This window comes from Paenirhodobacter sp., from assembly GCF_050177655.1.
Taxonomy (GTDB): domain Bacteria; phylum Pseudomonadota; class Alphaproteobacteria; order Rhodobacterales; family Rhodobacteraceae; genus Rhodobacter.
Genome location: NZ_JBFXGV010000038.1, coordinates 18,228 through 33,743 on the forward strand (window position 1 = coordinate 18,228; position 15,516 = coordinate 33,743).

At 69.4% G+C, this 15,516-nt stretch carries 15 protein-coding genes; 8 read left to right on the forward strand and 7 right to left on the reverse strand.

Annotated elements, in window-relative coordinates:
• Positions 1-38: 38 nt before the first annotated feature.
• Positions 39-2,711, forward strand: a complete 2,673-nt coding sequence (locus AB7U46_RS13100) for a methyl-accepting chemotaxis protein (RefSeq protein ID WP_428337424.1) — start codon at positions 39-41, stop codon at positions 2,709-2,711.
• A 29-nt stretch (positions 2,712-2,740) separates the two neighbouring features.
• On the opposite strand, the gene uraH is transcribed toward AB7U46_RS13100, so the two are convergent.
• Positions 2,741-3,097 carry a hydroxyisourate hydrolase gene (uraH, locus tag AB7U46_RS13105; RefSeq protein ID WP_428337425.1) on the reverse strand — a complete coding sequence of 119 codons (357 nt, stop codon included), beginning with the start codon at positions 3,095-3,097 and terminating at the stop codon, positions 2,741-2,743.
• Positions 3,098-3,236: 139 nt separating this feature from the next.
• Here uraH and puuE point away from each other — a divergent pair, with 139 nt between their 5' ends.
• On the forward strand, positions 3,237-4,652 hold the full coding sequence (puuE, locus tag AB7U46_RS13110; protein ID WP_428337426.1) for an allantoinase PuuE: 1,416 nt from the start codon (positions 3,237-3,239) through the stop codon (positions 4,650-4,652).
• The gene (locus AB7U46_RS13115) at positions 4,649-5,479 is read left to right on the forward strand and encodes a bifunctional allantoicase/(S)-ureidoglycine aminohydrolase (RefSeq protein ID WP_428337427.1); all 831 of its coding nucleotides are present in this window, start codon (positions 4,649-4,651) and stop codon (positions 5,477-5,479) included. The genes puuE and AB7U46_RS13115 overlap by 4 nt, the downstream gene beginning before the upstream one ends.
• Here the strand turns inward: AB7U46_RS13115 and AB7U46_RS13120 are convergent.
• Both AB7U46_RS13120 and AB7U46_RS13125 read right to left on the reverse strand, forming a co-directional pair.
• Positions 5,476-6,738: a glycerate kinase type-2 family protein gene (locus AB7U46_RS13120; protein WP_428337428.1), complete on the reverse strand. Its 1,263-nt coding sequence runs from the start codon at positions 6,736-6,738 to the stop codon at positions 5,476-5,478. The two genes, AB7U46_RS13115 and AB7U46_RS13120, sit on opposite strands and share 4 nt — an antisense overlap.
• 111 nt (positions 6,739-6,849) lie before the next feature.
• Positions 6,850-8,418, reverse strand: coding sequence for a bifunctional metallophosphatase/5'-nucleotidase (locus tag AB7U46_RS13125; RefSeq protein WP_428337429.1), 1,569 nt, complete (start codon positions 8,416-8,418; stop codon positions 6,850-6,852).
• A 183-nt stretch (positions 8,419-8,601) separates the two neighbouring features.
• Here AB7U46_RS13125 and AB7U46_RS13130 point away from each other — a divergent pair, with 183 nt between their 5' ends.
• The 3 genes from AB7U46_RS13130 to arsC are packed head-to-tail and all read left to right on the forward strand — an operon-like array spanning position 8,602 to position 10,324.
• On the forward strand, positions 8,602-8,940 hold the full coding sequence (locus tag AB7U46_RS13130; RefSeq protein ID WP_428337430.1) for a DUF952 domain-containing protein: 339 nt from the start codon (positions 8,602-8,604) through the stop codon (positions 8,938-8,940).
• Positions 8,937-9,995: a quinone-dependent dihydroorotate dehydrogenase gene (locus tag AB7U46_RS13135; protein WP_428337431.1), complete on the forward strand. Its 1,059-nt coding sequence runs from the start codon at positions 8,937-8,939 to the stop codon at positions 9,993-9,995. The genes AB7U46_RS13130 and AB7U46_RS13135 overlap by 4 nt, the downstream gene beginning before the upstream one ends.
• Positions 9,986-10,324 carry an arsenate reductase (glutaredoxin) gene (arsC, locus tag AB7U46_RS13140; RefSeq protein ID WP_428337432.1) on the forward strand — a complete coding sequence of 113 codons (339 nt, stop codon included), beginning with the start codon at positions 9,986-9,988 and terminating at the stop codon, positions 10,322-10,324. Before AB7U46_RS13135 ends, arsC begins: the two co-directional genes overlap by 10 nt.
• 6 nt (positions 10,325-10,330) lie before the next feature.
• Here arsC and AB7U46_RS13145 read toward each other — a convergent pair whose 3' ends face one another.
• Positions 10,331-11,191 (reverse strand): DMT family transporter, encoded by an 861-nt coding sequence (locus AB7U46_RS13145; protein WP_428337433.1) that lies wholly within the window; start codon positions 11,189-11,191, stop codon positions 10,331-10,333.
• A gap of 112 nt (positions 11,192-11,303) precedes the next feature.
• Between AB7U46_RS13145 and AB7U46_RS13150 the strand changes: the two genes are divergently transcribed.
• Positions 11,304-12,146: a helix-turn-helix domain-containing protein gene (locus tag AB7U46_RS13150; protein ID WP_428337434.1), complete on the forward strand. Its 843-nt coding sequence runs from the start codon at positions 11,304-11,306 to the stop codon at positions 12,144-12,146.
• Positions 12,147-12,158: 12 nt separating this feature from the next.
• On the opposite strand, the gene AB7U46_RS13155 is transcribed toward AB7U46_RS13150, so the two are convergent.
• Genes AB7U46_RS13155 through AB7U46_RS13165 form a run of 3 tightly spaced genes read right to left on the reverse strand, consistent with a single transcriptional unit; the run spans position 12,159 to position 14,499 of the window.
• Positions 12,159-13,517 (reverse strand): sensor histidine kinase, encoded by a 1,359-nt coding sequence (locus AB7U46_RS13155; protein WP_428337435.1) that lies wholly within the window; start codon positions 13,515-13,517, stop codon positions 12,159-12,161.
• A complete protein-coding gene (locus tag AB7U46_RS13160; protein WP_428337436.1) occupies positions 13,514-14,185 on the reverse strand; it encodes a response regulator transcription factor in 672 nt (223 codons plus the stop codon). The genes AB7U46_RS13155 and AB7U46_RS13160 overlap by 4 nt, the downstream gene beginning before the upstream one ends.
• Positions 14,185-14,499, reverse strand: a complete 315-nt coding sequence (locus tag AB7U46_RS13165; protein WP_428337437.1) for a PepSY domain-containing protein — start codon at positions 14,497-14,499, stop codon at positions 14,185-14,187. The genes AB7U46_RS13160 and AB7U46_RS13165 overlap by 1 nt, the downstream gene beginning before the upstream one ends.
• Positions 14,500-14,803: 304 nt before the next feature.
• On the opposite strand from AB7U46_RS13165, the gene AB7U46_RS13170 reads away from it, so the two are divergent.
• On the forward strand, positions 14,804-15,508 hold the full coding sequence (locus AB7U46_RS13170; protein WP_428337438.1) for a cytochrome-c peroxidase: 705 nt from the start codon (positions 14,804-14,806) through the stop codon (positions 15,506-15,508).
• The last annotated feature ends 8 nt before the right edge of the window (positions 15,509-15,516 follow it).

A 15,516-nucleotide genomic window follows, 5' to 3' on the forward strand; every position in this document is an offset into this window, starting at 1 on the left:
TTTCGGGGCGCAGGCCCCTTCTCAAGACGATCGGATCCATGCCCGCTGCTCCCACCGCCCCCCGTCAGGCCGAAGCGCCGAAATTGCGTTCCGTGCTCGCCAAGATCACCCTCATCGCCGCGGTTGCCGGGTTCGGCTATGCGCTGGCCCTCGGCCTGCTCGTGATCCGCGCGAGCCTCGTGCAGGTGCATCGCGCGGTGACGGAAGTGGCCGCGACCTCGGCGCCCACGCTCGCCCGCCAGATCGCCGAACCGCTGATGTATGCGAAGATCGCGCAGGTGGAGGGCGATTTCGCCAAGCTGGAGGAAAGCGCGCGGGGCAAGAACATCGGCGCGCTGGCGATCAACGCGCAGGGCAATGTGAAGGCGCAGCGGATCGCCGAGGGGGAGGGCGGCGCCGATGTGGCCGCGCTTACCGCGCTCGCGCAACGCGCGTTGGCGGACCAGGCGCTGGTCGCCTCCGAGGACGGTCTGATGCAGGCGGCACCGGCGGTTCCCTATGACGGCGCCGCACCGGTCGGCGCAGTGGCGACCGCCTGGTCGGTGGCGCCCGATGCGGCGGCGCTCTGGCGCGACCTGCGCGCGCAGATCGCCGGTATCGCCGCGGTATTCGCGGGGCTGCTCGTGGTCATGGCCTGGGCGACGAATCGCATGGTCGCGCGCCCGCTGCGCGAGGTCGACGCGGCGATGCGCCAGATCGCGGCGGAAGACTACGCGACCGCGGTGCCCCATCTCGGCCGCGGCGACGAGATCGGCGCGATCGCGCGATCGCTCGGCGCCTTCCGCGACGGGCTTGCCGCCTCGCAGGAGGTGAATCGCATCGCCCTGATGCGCGGCGCGGCGCTCGACGCGGGCACCGCCGCCTCGATGATCACCGACGACGCCTTCACGATCACCGCCGTGAACCCGGCGATGGTGGAGCTGTTCCGCCGCCTCGCCCCGGTGATCCGGCATGACAACCCCGGTTTCGATCCGGAGTGCCTCATCGGCACCTCGGCCCTCGGCATCCTCGTCGACAAGGCCAACCGCACCGAGGAAAACCACCTCTCGGAGGGCGGCCACTGGCGCATCGAACACGAGCTCGGCGAGATCGCCCTGCGCATCGACGTGGCGCCGGTCCGCGACGCCGAGGGCACGAAGATCGGCCATGTCGCGCAATGGAGCGACATCACGGAACGGCGCCACGACGGCGCGATCCTCGGCGCGATCGACCACAGCCAGATGCGCGCGGAATGCGCCCTCGACGGCCGGCTGACCGCGGCGAACGAGCGGTTCATCGCCCAGACCGGCGCCCGCATCGGCCAGGATCTGGGCGCGGCCCTGACCCTGCGCGACGATGAGGGCGGTCCCGCGCTGGCACGCGCCGCCGACGGCCACGAAATCGTCGGCCGCTTCGACCTGTGCCTCGGCGATCGCCGCCACGTTCTCGAGGGCACCCTCGCGCCGGTGACGAATGCCCGCGGCGCGGTGGTGCAATATCTTCTGCTCGGCAGCGACGTGACCGAGGCGGTGGAAACGCTCGGCGCGGCGGAGGCGGCCCGGGCCGCGGATCAGGCCAAGCAGCAGCGCGTCGTCGAGGCGCTGCGCGACTCGCTTGCGCGGCTGTCCGACGGCGATCTCGCCTGTACCCTCACCGCCCCTTTCCCGCCCGAATACGAGACGCTCCGGCACGATTTCAACGCCGCGACCGACAAGCTGAACGAGGCGATGCGCACCGTGCTCGAGAATGCGGAGGCGATCCGGGGCGAATCGCACGGCCTGTCGCGCGCCGGGGACGAGCTGTCGCAGCGCACCGAACGCCAGGCGGCGACGCTCGAGCAGACCGCCGCCGCGCTGAACCAGCTCACCACCTCGGTGCAATCCGCCGCGGAAGGCGCGCGCCATGCCAATACGATGGTGGCCTCGGCCAAGTTGAATGCCGAATCGAGCGGCAAGGTCGTGCGTGAGGCGGTGCAGGCAATGGACGAGATCGCCGAAAGCTCCGCGAAGATCTCGAAGATCACCTCGGTGATCGAGGAAATCGCCTTCCAGACGAATCTCCTGGCGCTGAACGCCGGGGTCGAGGCCGCTCGCGCAGGCGAAGCCGGCCGCGGTTTCGCCGTGGTCGCTTCCGAGGTGCGCGCCCTCGCGCAGCGCTCGTCCGAGGCCGCGCGCGAGATCGCCGGGCTGATTTCCTCGTCCGAGGGGCAGGTCAAGCGCGGCGTGGCGCTCGTCGGTCAGGCCGGCGATGCGCTCGGCGGCATCCAGTCCTCGGTGGGGGAGATCTTCACCAGCATTTCCGACATCGCCGCCTCGACGGCGGAACAATCCGCCGGGCTGTCGGAGATCAACACCGCGGTGATGCAGCTCGACCAGGCGACGCAGCAGAACGCCGGGATTTCCGCCGAAGCGGCGAGCTCGAGCCAGGCCCTGATCGTCGAGGCTGACGCCCTCAACGCAACGATGGCGCGCTTCCGCCTCGATACCGATGCCCGCGGAGAAGCTGCGCAACGGCGCACCTGCGACCCCGCGCCAGCGCCGCGCGCGGCACCGGTCAGAACGACCACTCCGGCGGCCCCTGCCGCTCCGGCGACACCGCCTTCCACGATGAGCAGTTTCCGCTCGACGCGCAGTGCCGCGGCGGCATCCGCGCCGCGAGTGCCTCTCCCCGGACACCGGCTCTCGGCCCTCGCGGTCAAGCCCGTCGAGGAAGACGACTGGGAGGATTTCTGAGCCCGTCGATCGGCGGGCAATGGCCGAAATCAGCTGCCGCGATAGGTCGAGTAGCCGAAGGGCGAAAGCAGGAGCGGCACATGATAATGAGCGCCGGCCTCGCTGATCCCGAAGCGCAGCGGCACGATATCGAGAAACAGCGGCTCAGCCCCTCCCTGCCCGCTCGCGCGCAGATAGTCCCCCGCGTGAAATTCGAGCTCATAAGTGCCGATCTCGAATTCCGCCACCGGTAGCACCGGGGTGTCGGTGCGCCCATCGGCATTGGTAACAGCCTCGGCGACCGCGATACGTGCGTTGCCCTCGATCCGGTAGAGCACGATGCGCAGCCCCGCCGCCGGGCACCCCTGCGCCGTGTCCAGCACGTGAGTCGTCAGATATCCCGCCATGCCATATCCTTTCCCTGCTTGCCTCAGGCTGCCATGAAGCGCTTTGCTGAACAGTGCAAGAGTCGCAACATGTTCTTCAGGAAAAACGTGAAAGTCTTTTGCCAATCCCTGGTCTAGAAGAAGAAAAACGGAGGCAGACATGATCCGATATCCCCGAGACATGCGCGGCTACGGCGCCAATCCCCCCGACGCGGCCTGGCCCGGGGGCGCCCGTGTCGCGATCTCTCTGGTGCTCAACTACGAAGAGGGGGGCGAAAACTGCATCCTGCACGGCGATGCCGCCTCGGAAGCCTTCCTCTCCGACGTCGCCGGCGCCGCGATGTGGCCGGGCCAGCGCCACTGGAACATGGAATCGATCTATGAATACGGCGCCCGCGCCGGCTTCTGGCGGTTGCATCGGCTGTTCACCGCATTGGGCCTGCCGATCACGATCTACGGCGTCGCCACCGCTCTCGCCCGCAGCCCCGAACAGCTCGCCGCGATGAAGACCGCCGGCTGGGAGATCGCCTCCCACGGCTATAAATGGGTCGAGCACAAGGACATGCCCGAGGCGGAGGAACGCCGCCAGATCGCCGAGGCGATCCGCATCCACACCGAGGTCGTCGGCGAACGGCCGCGCGGCTGGTACACCGGACGCTGCTCCGAAAACACCGTGCGCCTCACCGCCGAAGAAGGTGGTTTCGACTGGATTTCAGATACTTACGACGACGACCTCCCCTATTGGCTCGAGGTCGGCGACCGCGACCAGCTCGTGATCCCCTACACGCTCGAGGCGAACGACATGCGCTTCGCCACCTCGCCGGGCTGGATCGACGGCGAGATGTTCTTCCAATATCTCAAGGACAGTTTCGACACGCTCTACGCCGAGGGTGCCGAGGGCCGCGCGAAGATGTTCTCGATTGGCCTGCACAACCGGCTGATCGGCCGCCCCGGCAAACTCGCCGGGCTGAAGCGCTTCCTCGACTACGCCCGCAGCCACGACGGCGTCTGGTTCGCGACCCGCGGAGAAATCGCCGCGCATTGGGCCGCGACCCATCCGCATCGCCGCTTCGAACGGCCGAGCCAGATGACCCGCGGCCGCTTCGTGCAGGTCTTCGGCGGGGTCTACGAACACAGCCCCTGGATCGCCGAACGCGCCTGGGATCTCGAGCTCGGCCCCGCACATGACTGCGTCGAGGGCGTGGCGTCGGTGCTGGCCCGCACCTTCCGCACCGCCTCCGAAAGCCAGCGGATGCGCGTGCTCACCGCCCACCCCGACCTCGCCGGCAAGCTCGCCCAGGCGAAACGGCTCACCGCCGAAAGCACCGCCGAACAGGCCTCCGCCGGGCTCGACGCGCTCACCGATGCCGAGCGCAGCGCTTTCGAAGACCTCAACACCCGCTATGTCGCGAAATTCGGCTTCCCCTTCATCATCGCGGTGAAGGACAACACGAAAGCCTCGATCCTCGCCGCCTTCGAGCGCCGGATCGAACAGGACCGCGACACCGAATTCGCCGAAGCCTGCCGCCAGGTCGAACGCATCGGCTGGCACCGCCTGAAGGACATCCTGAAATGACCACCTATGCCGTCCCGCGCGACGGGCTTCCCGGCCAGACCGAGCTGCACACCGGCCGCGCGATCTTCACCGACGCCTATGTCGTGATCCCCCGCGGCGTGCTGAGCGACATCACCACGAGCTACCTGCCCGGCTGGGCGGACACCCGGCTCTGGGTGCTCGCCCGCCCGATGACCGGGTTTTCGGAAACCTTCTCGCAATATGTGCTCGAAGTGATGCCGGGCGGCGGCTCCGACACGCCCGAAACCGACCCGGAGGCGGAGGCGGTGCTCTTCATGCTCGCCGGCCGGGCCGAGCTCACCCTGCCCGACGGTCAACACACGATGGCGGAGGGCGGCTATGCCTTCCTGCCGCCCGGTCTGCCGTGGAAATTCCGCGCCACCGGGCAGAAGGCCGCGAAATTCATCTGGATCCGCAAGCGCTACCAACCGGCGCCCGGGGTCGAGGTGCCGGAGGCCTTCGTCACCAACGAGCAGGACCACTCCCCCGCCGCGATGCCGCGCACCGGCGGCCGCTGGGCGACGACGCGCTTCGTGCAGCCGCTCGACATGCGCCACGACATGCACGTCAACATCGTCACGCTGCAGCGCGGCGCGGTGATCCCTTTCGAGGAAACCCATGTGATGGAGCACGGGCTTTACGTGCTGCAGGGCAAGGCGGTCTACAAGCTCAACACCGACTGGGTCGAGGTCGAGGCGGGCGATTTCATGTGGCTGCGCGCCTTCTGCCCGCAGGCCTGCTATGCCGGCGGCCCCGGCCCGTTCCGCTACCTGCTCTACAAGGACGTCAATCGCCACGCCCGGCTCGGCGGCGTCTTCGGTCGCTAGAGGATCAGCAAGGCCCGGAAATCGTTGACATTCGTAAGCGTCGGCCCGGGTTTGACCTGGATGTCGAGCGCCGCGAAGAAGCGATGTGCGTCATGACGGGCGAGCGCGCGGGCGGGGGATTGCCCACAGGCGCGCGCCTGCTCGAGCGTCGCCGGCCCGATCACCGCCCCCGCCACTTCCGCCCCGCCATCCACCCCGTCGGTGTCTCCGGCGAGCGCCCAGATGCCCGGGGCACCGTCAAGCGTGATGGCAACCGATAGCAGAAATTCAACATTCGGGCCGCCGATCCCGGCCGAATTCCCCAAGGAAACTGTACATTCCCCACCTGAGAGCAAAAGGAGCGGCGGATCGCCCGGGCGCCGTGCCGCTTGCCGGGTGAGCGCCATCCGCGCCTGCGCCGCGCCAAGCTCGGCGGCCTCCCCTTCAAGCGCATCGCCCAGAATCTCGACCTCGCAGCCGGCTTCCCGCGCGAGATCGGCGGCCGCCGCGAGCGATTGCGAGGGCGCGGCGATGATCTGCGTTTCACTGAGCACGAGCCGCGGATCGTCGGGGGCAAGCACGCCGGAACCGCGCGCAAGCCGCTCCTGCACCGCGGCGGGCACCGAAACCCGATAGGTTTCAATGATTTCGAGCGCGTCCTTCACAGACGTCTCATCCCCCACCGTCGGCCCGGAGGCGATGAAGGCGAGGTCGTCCCCCGGCACGTCGGAGATCACCAGCGCCAGCATCCGCGCCGGGAAGGCGGCGGCGGCAAGCTGCCCGCCCTTCACCGCGCTCAGATGCTTGCGCAGCGTGTTGATCTTGTCGATCGGCGCGCCAGAGGCGAGCAGCGCCGCACTCACCGCCTGCTTGTCGGCGAGCGTCAACCCCTCCGCCGGCGCGCAGAGCAGCGCCGAGCCACCCCCGGAAATCAGGGCGAGCACGAAATCCCCCTCGCCCAATCCCGCCAGCAGATCGAGCATCCGCCGCGTCGCCGCGATCCCGGCGGCATCGGGCACCGGATGCGCCGCCTCGACGATCTCGATGCCTTTGCAGGGCCGGCCATAGCCGTAGCGGGTGATCACCAGCCCCTCGCAGGGGCCCCAGACGCTTTCGACCGCCTCGGCCATCCGCGCCGAGGCCTTGCCCGCGCCGATCACGACCACGCGCCCCGCGGGCCGCGGCGGCAGGGCGGCCGGGATCGCCCGCATCGGATCGGCCGCAGCCACCGCGGTATCGAAAAGCGCGCGCAGCAGCGCCTCGGGGTCGCGTTCCGCCATGGTCCCTCCGCTCTCGGTTTCGTCCAGCATTCCCCTCCGGACGCCGCGGGGCAAGCAAAAAGCGGGGGCGAACCCCCGCTTCAATTTCACCGCACAAGGCGCTGAAATACCTTACTTCTTCGTGATGCGCCCATCGGTATAGGGGGTATAGGGCGCATGCGCGGCCAGGTAATCCGCCGTCACCTCGGCCAGATCCGGGCCGAAGTCATAGGCATTCACCCCCTCCGCCGCGAAGACCTTGTAGCCGTCGCCGCCATTGCGCATGTAGTTGTTGGTCACCAGCGCATAGAGCGTATCGGGCTCGATCGGCGCCCAGGCGCCGTCCTTCTCGACCAGCACCTCGCTCACCCGCGACCCCGCCGGTTGCGCCGGATCCCAGGTGAATTTCAGCCCCGCGACCTGCGGGAAGCGGCCCGCCGCCTCCTCGACCTGGCTCACGCCGTTTTCCAGCGCCGCAACCACCCCGGCCCCCTTCATCTGGAAGGTGGCGAGCGTGTTCTGGAACGGCAGCACGGTATAGACCTCGCCCATCGTCACCGGCCCCTGGTCGATCGAGGCACGCAGCCCGCCGCCGTTCGCGATGGCAATCGTCACGCCCTGCCCCTTCACCCGGTCGAGCATCGCATCGGCGACGAGATCGCCCATCGCGCATTCCTCGAGCCGGCAATGCTCACGCGATCCGTCGATTTCTTCGGCGGCCTCGGCCACGACCTTCTCGCGCACCGCGGCGATGGGCTTGGCCAGTTCCGCCACCCGCGCCGCCATCTCCGGATCGGGCACGACCTTGGCGTCAAGCAGGATCGGTTCGCCCGAAGCCTCCTTGAGGTTGCCGTCGTCGTCGAAGGTCAGCACCAGATGGCCGAGATATTTCGAATAGGCATAGGCCGAGACCACCGGCACCTTGCCCACCATCGTCGGATAGGGCTCGCCCCCCTCGCCGAAAAGCGTGTGGCTGTGCCCGCCGATGATCGCGTCGATGCCGGGCACCTCCTCCGCAAGCTTCTTGTCCTTGACGAAGCCGGTGTGCGGGAAGGCGATGATCTTCGTCACGCCCTCGGCCTCAAGCGCGGCAACGTCCCCCTTCAGGCTCTCGGCCTCGTCCTGGAAAATGACCTTCGGCCCGGGCGAGGAGGTCTCGACCGTGTCGGTGGCGAGCGCCGAGATCAGGCCGATCTTCTGCCCGCCGACCTCGAGCACGAGCGTCTTGTGCAGCTTGCCCTTGAGCACATTCGACTGGCTGACGTCGAGATTGCCGGAAACCAGCGGGAATTTCACCATGTCGACGAAGGCCGCGAGGTTCTCCGGCCCGTCGTCGAATTCGTGGTTGCCGACCGCCATCGCATCATAGCCGATCGCGTTCATGAACTCGGCGGTGTCCTTGCCCTTGTAGGTCGTGTAGAAAAGCGAGCCCTGGAACTGGTCGCCCGCGTCGAGCACGATCACGTTCTGCCCGGCCAGCTCCTTGCGCATCGCGTCGACCTCGGCCTTGACCCGCGCGATGCCACCGAAACATTTGCCCTCCGCCTCGTCCTCCGCCGCGCAGGTGCTGTCGTATTTGTTAATCGATTCAATGCGGCTGTGCAGATCGTTCGTGTGCAGGATATGCAGCGTGTAATCGGCCTGCGCCGTACCGGCCGAAAGCGCGAGCGCCGCAACCGTGGCGAAAAGACGAGCGTTCATGGAAACCTCCGCGAAATGTCACATGGCTGTCACTGTGGCGTTACCTTGACCACAAAGTCAAAAGCCAAACCGCCCTTCGGCGTAAATCCGCGAGGTGACGCGGGGATGACAAATCCCCGCGCGGCGGGCGCCGGATGCACGGGCGGGATTGACCAAATTCTGGGCAGGGTTCATGTGGAAGCGATGCTTATTTACAAGATCTTCCGCCGCCCCGAATGGGATGCCTTCCGCGCCGCCGGGCAGACGCTCGGCGCCCCCGTCGACCTCGCCGACGGCTTCATCCACTTCTCCACCGCAGTGCAGGTCGCCGAGACCGCCGCGAAACATTTCGCCACCGAAAGCGACCTCGTCCTCGTCGCGGTGGATGAGGCGCGGCTCGGCGCCGATCTGAAATGGGAGCCCTCGCGCGGCGGCGCGCTCTTCCCCCATCTCTACCGCGCGCTCGATCTGACCGAGGTGGTCTGGGATCACGCCCTGCCGCTCGGCCGCTCGGGCCACATCTTCCCGGAGGTTCTGCTGTGACCCCTTTCGAGCGCGCCGGCATGGCGATCCTGCACCGGTTCGATCCGGAAACCGCGCATGGGCTGTCGCTGCTCGCGCTGCGCTCGGGCCTCGCGCCGCTGCCCGGGGTGGTGAGCTGCGCCCGGCTCGCGACCCGGATCGCCGGGCTCGATCTGCCCAATCCGGTGGGCCTCGCCGCGGGCTTCGACAAGAACGCCGTCGCCCTGCCGCAGCTGATGCGCGCGGGTTTCGGCTTTCTCGAGGTCGGCGCCGCGACGCCGCGCGCGCAGGAGGGCAACCCGAAGCCGCGGCTTTGGCGGCTGACCGAGGAGCGCGCGGTGATCAACCGCTTCGGCTTCAACAACGAGGGGATGGAGGCAATCACCCGCCGCCTCGCCGCGCGGCCCGCGGGGATCCCGGTCGGGCTGAACCTCGGCGCGAACAAGGACAGCGCCGATCGCGCCGCCGATTTCGCCACCGTTTTGCGCCATGCCGGCCCGCATCTCGATTTCGCCACGGTGAACGTGAGCTCGCCCAATACCGAGAAGCTGCGCGACCTGCAGGGCAAGGAGGCGCTTGCCGCCCTGCTCAAGGGCGTGATCGAGACCCGCGCCGCGCTTGCCCGGCCGATCCCCGTTTTCCTCAAGATCGCCCCCGATCTGAACCCGGCCGAGCTTGAGGAGATCGCCGAGGTGGCGCTGTCCTCCGGGATCGACGGGATCGTCGCGACGAATACCACGCTTTCGCGCGAAGGTTTGAAAAGTGCTGATCGGGAGCAGCCCGGCGGCCTTTCCGGCGCACCATTGTTCGAAAAGTCCACCCGCATCCTCGCGCAGCTCTCGCGGCTCACGGCCGGAAAACTGCCGCTGATCGGGGTCGGCGGGATCTCCTCGGCCGAGGACGCCTATGAGAAGATCCGCGCCGGCGCCTCGGCCGTGCAGGTCTATAGCGCGATGGTCTATCAGGGGCTCTCGCTCGTGCCCGAGATCGCCCGCGGCCTCGAGGCGCTGCTTGCCCGCGACGGCTTCGCCAATGTCGCCGAGGCGGTGGGCACCGGGAGGGAAAGATGGCTCTGACGATCTGGCACAATCCGCGCTGCTCGAAATCGCGCGCGACGCTCGCGCTCCTCGAGGAACGCGGCCTCGCCCCCGGGGTGCGGCTTTACCTCAAGGACACGCCGACGATGGCCGAGCTGCAGGAGGCGATGCTGCGGCTTGGCCAGCCCGCCTCGGCGCTGGTGCGCTGGAAGGAGGCCGGGGAATTCGGCCTTGCCCGCGACGCGAGCGACAACGACATCTTCGCCGCGCTCACCGCCCATCCCGAGCTGATCGAACGGCCGCTCGTGCTGACCGACACGGCCGCGCGGCTCGGCCGGCCACCGGAAGCGGTGCTCGAGATCCTCTGAGCCCGCTCAGCGGCGCGCGAACATCACGACATTGCCGATCAGCGTCAGGCCAAGCCCGGCGATCGCGGCGGGGGTCCAGTGGAACCCCTCGTAAAGCGTCGAGAGCATCAGCGCCACCACCGGGAAGACCACCGTCGCATAGCCCGCCCGCGCCGATCCGATCCGCGCGACGAGCAGCAGATAGGTGGTGAAGCCGACCACCGAGCCGATCAGCGCGAGATAGGCAAGCGCGCCCCAGTAGCGCGCGCCCTCCGGCCACACGAGGCCCTGCCCGGTCCCCCCGATCAGCGCGAGCAGCACCAGCGCCCCGATCCCCATGCCCCAGGCATTGGCGGTGACCGGCGTCACGCCGAGCTGCCCGTTGCGCCGCGAGGCCATGTTGCCAAGCGAGAACATCATCGTGCCGAAGGCCGCCCAGCCGATGCCGCGCAGCGTCTCGAGCGAGGCGGCACCGCCCAGATCGTCCTTGAACAGGAGCCCGAGCCCCGCCGCCCCGATCGCCCCCGCCGCGATCGTGCGCGCGGTGATCCGCTCGCCAAAGAAGATCCGCGCATTCACCGCGTTGAAGATCGAGGCGAGCGAGAACACCACCGAGACCAGCCCCGAGGGGATCAGCGCGGCGGCGTTGTAGAGCCCGATGAAGTTGAAGGAGAAGAGGCACAACGCCTGCACCACGACGAAGCGCCACTGCGCCGGGCGCCGTAACCGCCCCATCAGCGCGAGCCCCGCCAGCATGACGAGGCCCGCGAGCGCGAAGCGCAGGAAGATCGACTGCAAAAGCGGCACCGCCCCCACCTGTGCGGCGATGGCGATCCAGGTCGTGCCCCAGATCAGGACGGTGGCGGCGAAAAGAAGAAATGTGCTCATGCCGCCGGCCTAGCGCATTTCGGCGCGGCGGTTTTGCACGTTCTTGCGGTGAAATCGCACCACCGGTCCGCCGAGGCTTTCGCCGCGCCGGCCGCGGCGCTACCGAGAACCCATGCGTCACACGGTCCACGATTTTCTCGGGCGCTCGCCCATCGCCCGCACCACCGCGCGCCTCGATCTCGGGGCGGGCTGCGAAGTGGCGATCTGGTGCAACCACGACGACCGCATCCGCTACGAGGCGCCGCAGAACCACACCTTCAGCCTTTATCTCGAGGGCGGCACCGGCACGCGGAGGCTCGATGCGGGGGGCATCGCGGGGCGGCCCGGCGCGATCTGCGTGATGCCCGAGGGCTGCGGTTCGGAATGGGAGATCACCGCGCCCTTCCGCTTCGTGCATCTCTACATCCCCGACGCGCGTCTGCGCGCGGGGTTTTCCGAGGTGCACGACTGCGACGCGCGCCGGCTCGATCTGCGCGAGGCGACCTTCACCGAGGATGCGGCGCTTGCCGGGGCGCTGCGCGCGCTTGCCGGCGCGGCCGAAAGCGGCGATCCGCTGCGTGCCGAAAGCGCGCTTGCCGGGCTCATCGGCGGGCTCGCGGCACAGGCGCCGCAGCTGCGTGGCGGGCTTGCGCCGCATCAGCTGCGCCGGGTCGACGACTGGATCGCCGCGCATCTCGAAGAGGTCATCCACCTCGACGATCTCGCCGCGCTCACCGGGCTTTCGGGCTACCATTTCCACCGGATGTTCCAGCTTTCGCGCGGGATGGCGCCGCATGCCTGGGTCACCGCGCGGCGGGTGCGGCGCGCGCAGGAGCTGTTGCGCGGCGCGACGCCGATCGCCGAGGTGGCCGCCGCCTGCGGCTTTTCCAGCCAGAGCCACCTGACCCGGGTGTTCCGCGCCCGCACCGGGCGGACCCCGGCGGAATACCGCACCCTCGCGCGCACTGGCGGCTGAGCCGGGCCCGGATCACGCCGGCGGGCCCGGCGCCCGCGGCACCGTCAGCCGCGCCTCGAGCCCCGGATCGGAGGCATGCAGCGTCAGCCCCCCCTCCAGCGCCTCGGCGATGTCGCGCGCAATCGCGAGGCCAAGCCCGCTGCCCTTGCCGCTGGTATCGGCCCGCGCGCCGCGCGCCATCAACGCCTCGATCCGGTCGGGCGGGATCCCCGGGCCGTCGTCGCGCACCGAGATCACCAGGCTGCCCGCCTCGGCGCGGGCGGAGATCACGACCCGCGCCCGGGCGTGGCGCGCGGCATTCTCGACCAGCGCGCCGAGCGCCTCGGTCAGATCGTCGGGATCGGCGGCGGCGACCAGCCCCTCGGGCAGATCGAGCTGCCAGTCGCGGCGCGCCCCCTCGCCGGTGCGGCGCACGACGCGCAAAAGACCCGCGAGGATCGGCGCCACCTCGGCCCGGGCCTCGCGCCCGCGCAGCGCGACCCGGCTGCGCGCCAGCTCGCGATCGACATGGCGCCGCATCGCGCCGGCGATCGCCTCGATATCGGCGGCGACCGCGCCCCGCCCCTCGGCGCGCAGCCGGTCGGCCTCACCCAGAAGTGCCTGCAAGGGCGTCTTCAGCCCATGCGCGAGATCGCCCGCGCGGGTGCGGGCGCGCGCCACCTCCGCCTCGCGCACGGCAAGCAGCGCGTCGACCTCGCTTGCGAGCGGCTGCACCTCGGCCGGGAAATCGCCGCCAAGCCGGCGCGCCCGGCCCGAGCGGACATCGGCCACATGCCGGCGGATCGCCTTGAGCGGGCGCAGGCCGATCGCGATCTGCACCCAGCCGGCCAGGATCAGCGCCGCGGCGAGCACCGCCGAATAGGGGGTGAGGTCGGAAATGAAGCCGTTGCGCGCCGCCGCGAGCTCGGTCTCGTCCATCGCCACCGTGGCGCGCATGCCGGCGCCGCCCAGCCGCGCGGGCAGCAGCACGCTGCGCTCGATCGCCAGCAGCGGCTGGCCGGCGGGGCCCGGCAGCTCATGCACATGCTCCGCCCCGTCGGGCAGCTCGTCCACCGGCAGCGGGATCTCGTCATCCCAGAGCGAGCGCGAGCGCAGCATCCGCCCCTCGGCCGCGATCTGCCAATAAAGCCCGCCATAGGGGCGCTGAAACCGCGGATCGGCGGGGATCGCGGTCTGTTCGAGCACCCCCTCCGGGCCGCGCTCGACCCCGGCGAGCACCTGGTCGAGCTGCACCGAAAGCTCGGCGATCGCGCGCCGCTTCACATGAGCGTCGAAAAGCGCGGCAAGCCCGACCGACGAAAGCGCGATCGCCAGCGACACGGTGATCGCCCCGGACAGCGCCAGCCGAAGCCGCAGCGAAAGCCGTCTCACGCCGCCCCGCCCGTGCAGTCGAGGAAATAGCCAAAGCCGCGCCTCGTGCCGATCACCCCCGGCCCGAGCTTGCGCCGCAGCCGCGCGACCACCGCCTCGAGCGCGTTGATCTCATGCAGGTCGTCGTCGCCGTAAAGATGTTCGAGCAGCTCGGTCGGCGGCACCACCCGGTCGCGGTTGAGCATCAGATAGGCCAGCAGCCGATATTCGAGCGCGGTGGTCCGCACCGGCCGCCCCTGCCGGCGCACCGACATGTGATTGGTGTCGAGCGCGATCGGCCCCGCGCTCAGCACCGCGCTGCCGCGCCCCGCCGCGCGCCGGATCAGCGCGCGCGCCCGCGCCACCAGCTCCTCCATCCGGAACGGTTTGGGCAGGTAATCGTCGGCGCCCGCGTCGATCCCCTCGACCCGCTCGGTCCAGGTGCTACGCGCGGTCAGCACGATCACCGGCATCTCGCGGCCATTCGCGCGCCAGCGCTTGAGCACCGTCAGCCCGTCGAGCCGCGGCAGGCCAAGGTCGAGCACCACGAGATCATAATCCTCGGTATCGCCGAGAAACCAGGCCGCCTCCCCATCGCCGCAGGATTCGACGCGAAAGCCGGTCTCGCCCAGCGCCGCGGCAAGATCGGCGGCGATCCGCGGATCGTCCTCGACGGCCAGCACCCGCATCAGTCCTCATCCCCCGTGTCGTCCGGCACGATCGCCCCGGTCGCGGCATCGACCACCGCCTCGAAGATCCGCCCGTTCGGCTTGATCAGCTTCAGCTCGTAGATCAGCCGGCCGTTTCTCGGCTCCAGCTCCACCTCGAGCAGCCGCGCGCCGAATGTCCGCTCGACCTGCGGCAGGATCGCGTGCAGCGGCTGGATCTCGCCGCGGGCGCGCGCGCTTTGCGCCTGGTTGTGGTCATGCGATCCCTGCGCCGCGACGGGCAGGCCGGCGGCGCCGGAGAGCAGGATCGACAGGAGGAGGAGCGGCAGTCTCATGGCGGGGCCAGCATAGGCAGGCGCAGCTGACGTGAAGCTGACAGCCGCGCCGCGGGGGCGCAAAAACCGCGCGAGCGGAGCAAGGCTGACACACGGCTGACGTGTGCTGTCAGCGCGATGTCAGCTTCGGGTTGCTAGACCTCGGCGCAAGATCGACGCGATCCCGGTTCCCGCGGCGGCAGACGGTCAGCCCCCCGCGGGTCCAGCGCCCCCGTCCTGCCCCCCGGGACCGGTGATCGCGGTCGCGCCGCTCAACCCCGGGCCGCCCCTGCCGGTCGGCCACTCTCCCCAGGAGGTATCTGCCATGAAACCACTGATCGCAGCCCTCGCCCTGCTCGGCGCGGCGCAAGCCGGCACCGCCCAGGCCGCGGATCCCGCCATCGACGACGCCACGCTGCGCGCCGATGCGCAGGGCGTCTTCGAACCGATCCCGCAAGCCCCCGATCCGGCGCCCGCGCCCGCGCAGGCGGAGCTCGGCAAGATGCTGTTCTTCGAGCCCCGCCTGTCGGAGGCCCACAACATCAGCTGCAACACCTGCCACAACCTCTCGACCGGCGGCGTCGACAATTCGAGCGTCTCGCTCGGCCACCGCTGGCAGAAAGGCGGGCGCAATTCGCCGACGGTGCTGAACTCGGCCTATAATTTCGCCCAGTTCTGGGACGGCCGCGCCGCGAACCTGATCGAACAGGCCGGCGGCCCGATGCAGAACCCGGTCGAGATGGCCTCGAACCCGAACCACGTGGTCGAGATGCTGAAGGCGATCCCGGGCTACGCGCCGGTCTTCGCCACCGCCTTCCCCGATGCCGCCGATCCGGTCACCTTCGAGAACGCGACCACCGCGATCGCCGCCTTCGAGGACACGCTGATCACGCCGAACGCGCCCTTCGACCGCTGGCTGCAGGGCGACGATGCGGCGATGACCGAGGAGCAGAAACAGGGCCTCTCGCTCTTCATGTCCGAGGGCTGCAGCGCCTGCCACAACGGCATGAACATCGGTGGCAACAGCTAAGATCGGAA

Coding starts and splice junctions, on each gene's coding strand:
- AB7U46_RS13165 (WP_428337437.1), bottom strand. CDS start 14,499: ATGAGACTGCCGCTCCTCCTCCTGTCGATCCTGCTCTCCGGCGCCGCC.
- AB7U46_RS13125 (WP_428337429.1), bottom strand. CDS start 8,418: ATGAACGCTCGTCTTTTCGCCACGGTTGCGGCGCTCGCGCTTTCGGCC.
- AB7U46_RS13115 (WP_428337427.1), top strand. CDS start 4,649: ATGACCACCTATGCCGTCCCGCGCGACGGGCTTCCCGGCCAGACCGAG.
- AB7U46_RS13100 (WP_428337424.1), top strand. CDS start 39: ATGCCCGCTGCTCCCACCGCCCCCCGTCAGGCCGAAGCGCCGAAATTG.
- AB7U46_RS13170 (WP_428337438.1), top strand. CDS start 14,804: ATGAAACCACTGATCGCAGCCCTCGCCCTGCTCGGCGCGGCGCAAGCC.
- AB7U46_RS13120 (WP_428337428.1), bottom strand. CDS start 6,738: ATGGCGGAACGCGACCCCGAGGCGCTGCTGCGCGCGCTTTTCGATACC.
- AB7U46_RS13160 (WP_428337436.1), bottom strand. CDS start 14,185: ATGCGGGTGCTGGCCGTCGAGGACGATCCGCGGATCGCCGCCGATCTT.
- puuE (WP_428337426.1), top strand. CDS start 3,237: ATGATCCGATATCCCCGAGACATGCGCGGCTACGGCGCCAATCCCCCC.
- AB7U46_RS13145 (WP_428337433.1), bottom strand. CDS start 11,191: ATGAGCACATTTCTTCTTTTCGCCGCCACCGTCCTGATCTGGGGCACG.
- uraH (WP_428337425.1), bottom strand. CDS start 3,097: ATGGCGGGATATCTGACGACTCACGTGCTGGACACGGCGCAGGGGTGC.
- AB7U46_RS13150 (WP_428337434.1), top strand. CDS start 11,304: ATGCGTCACACGGTCCACGATTTTCTCGGGCGCTCGCCCATCGCCCGC.
- AB7U46_RS13130 (WP_428337430.1), top strand. CDS start 8,602: ATGCTTATTTACAAGATCTTCCGCCGCCCCGAATGGGATGCCTTCCGC.
- arsC (WP_428337432.1), top strand. CDS start 9,986: ATGGCTCTGACGATCTGGCACAATCCGCGCTGCTCGAAATCGCGCGCG.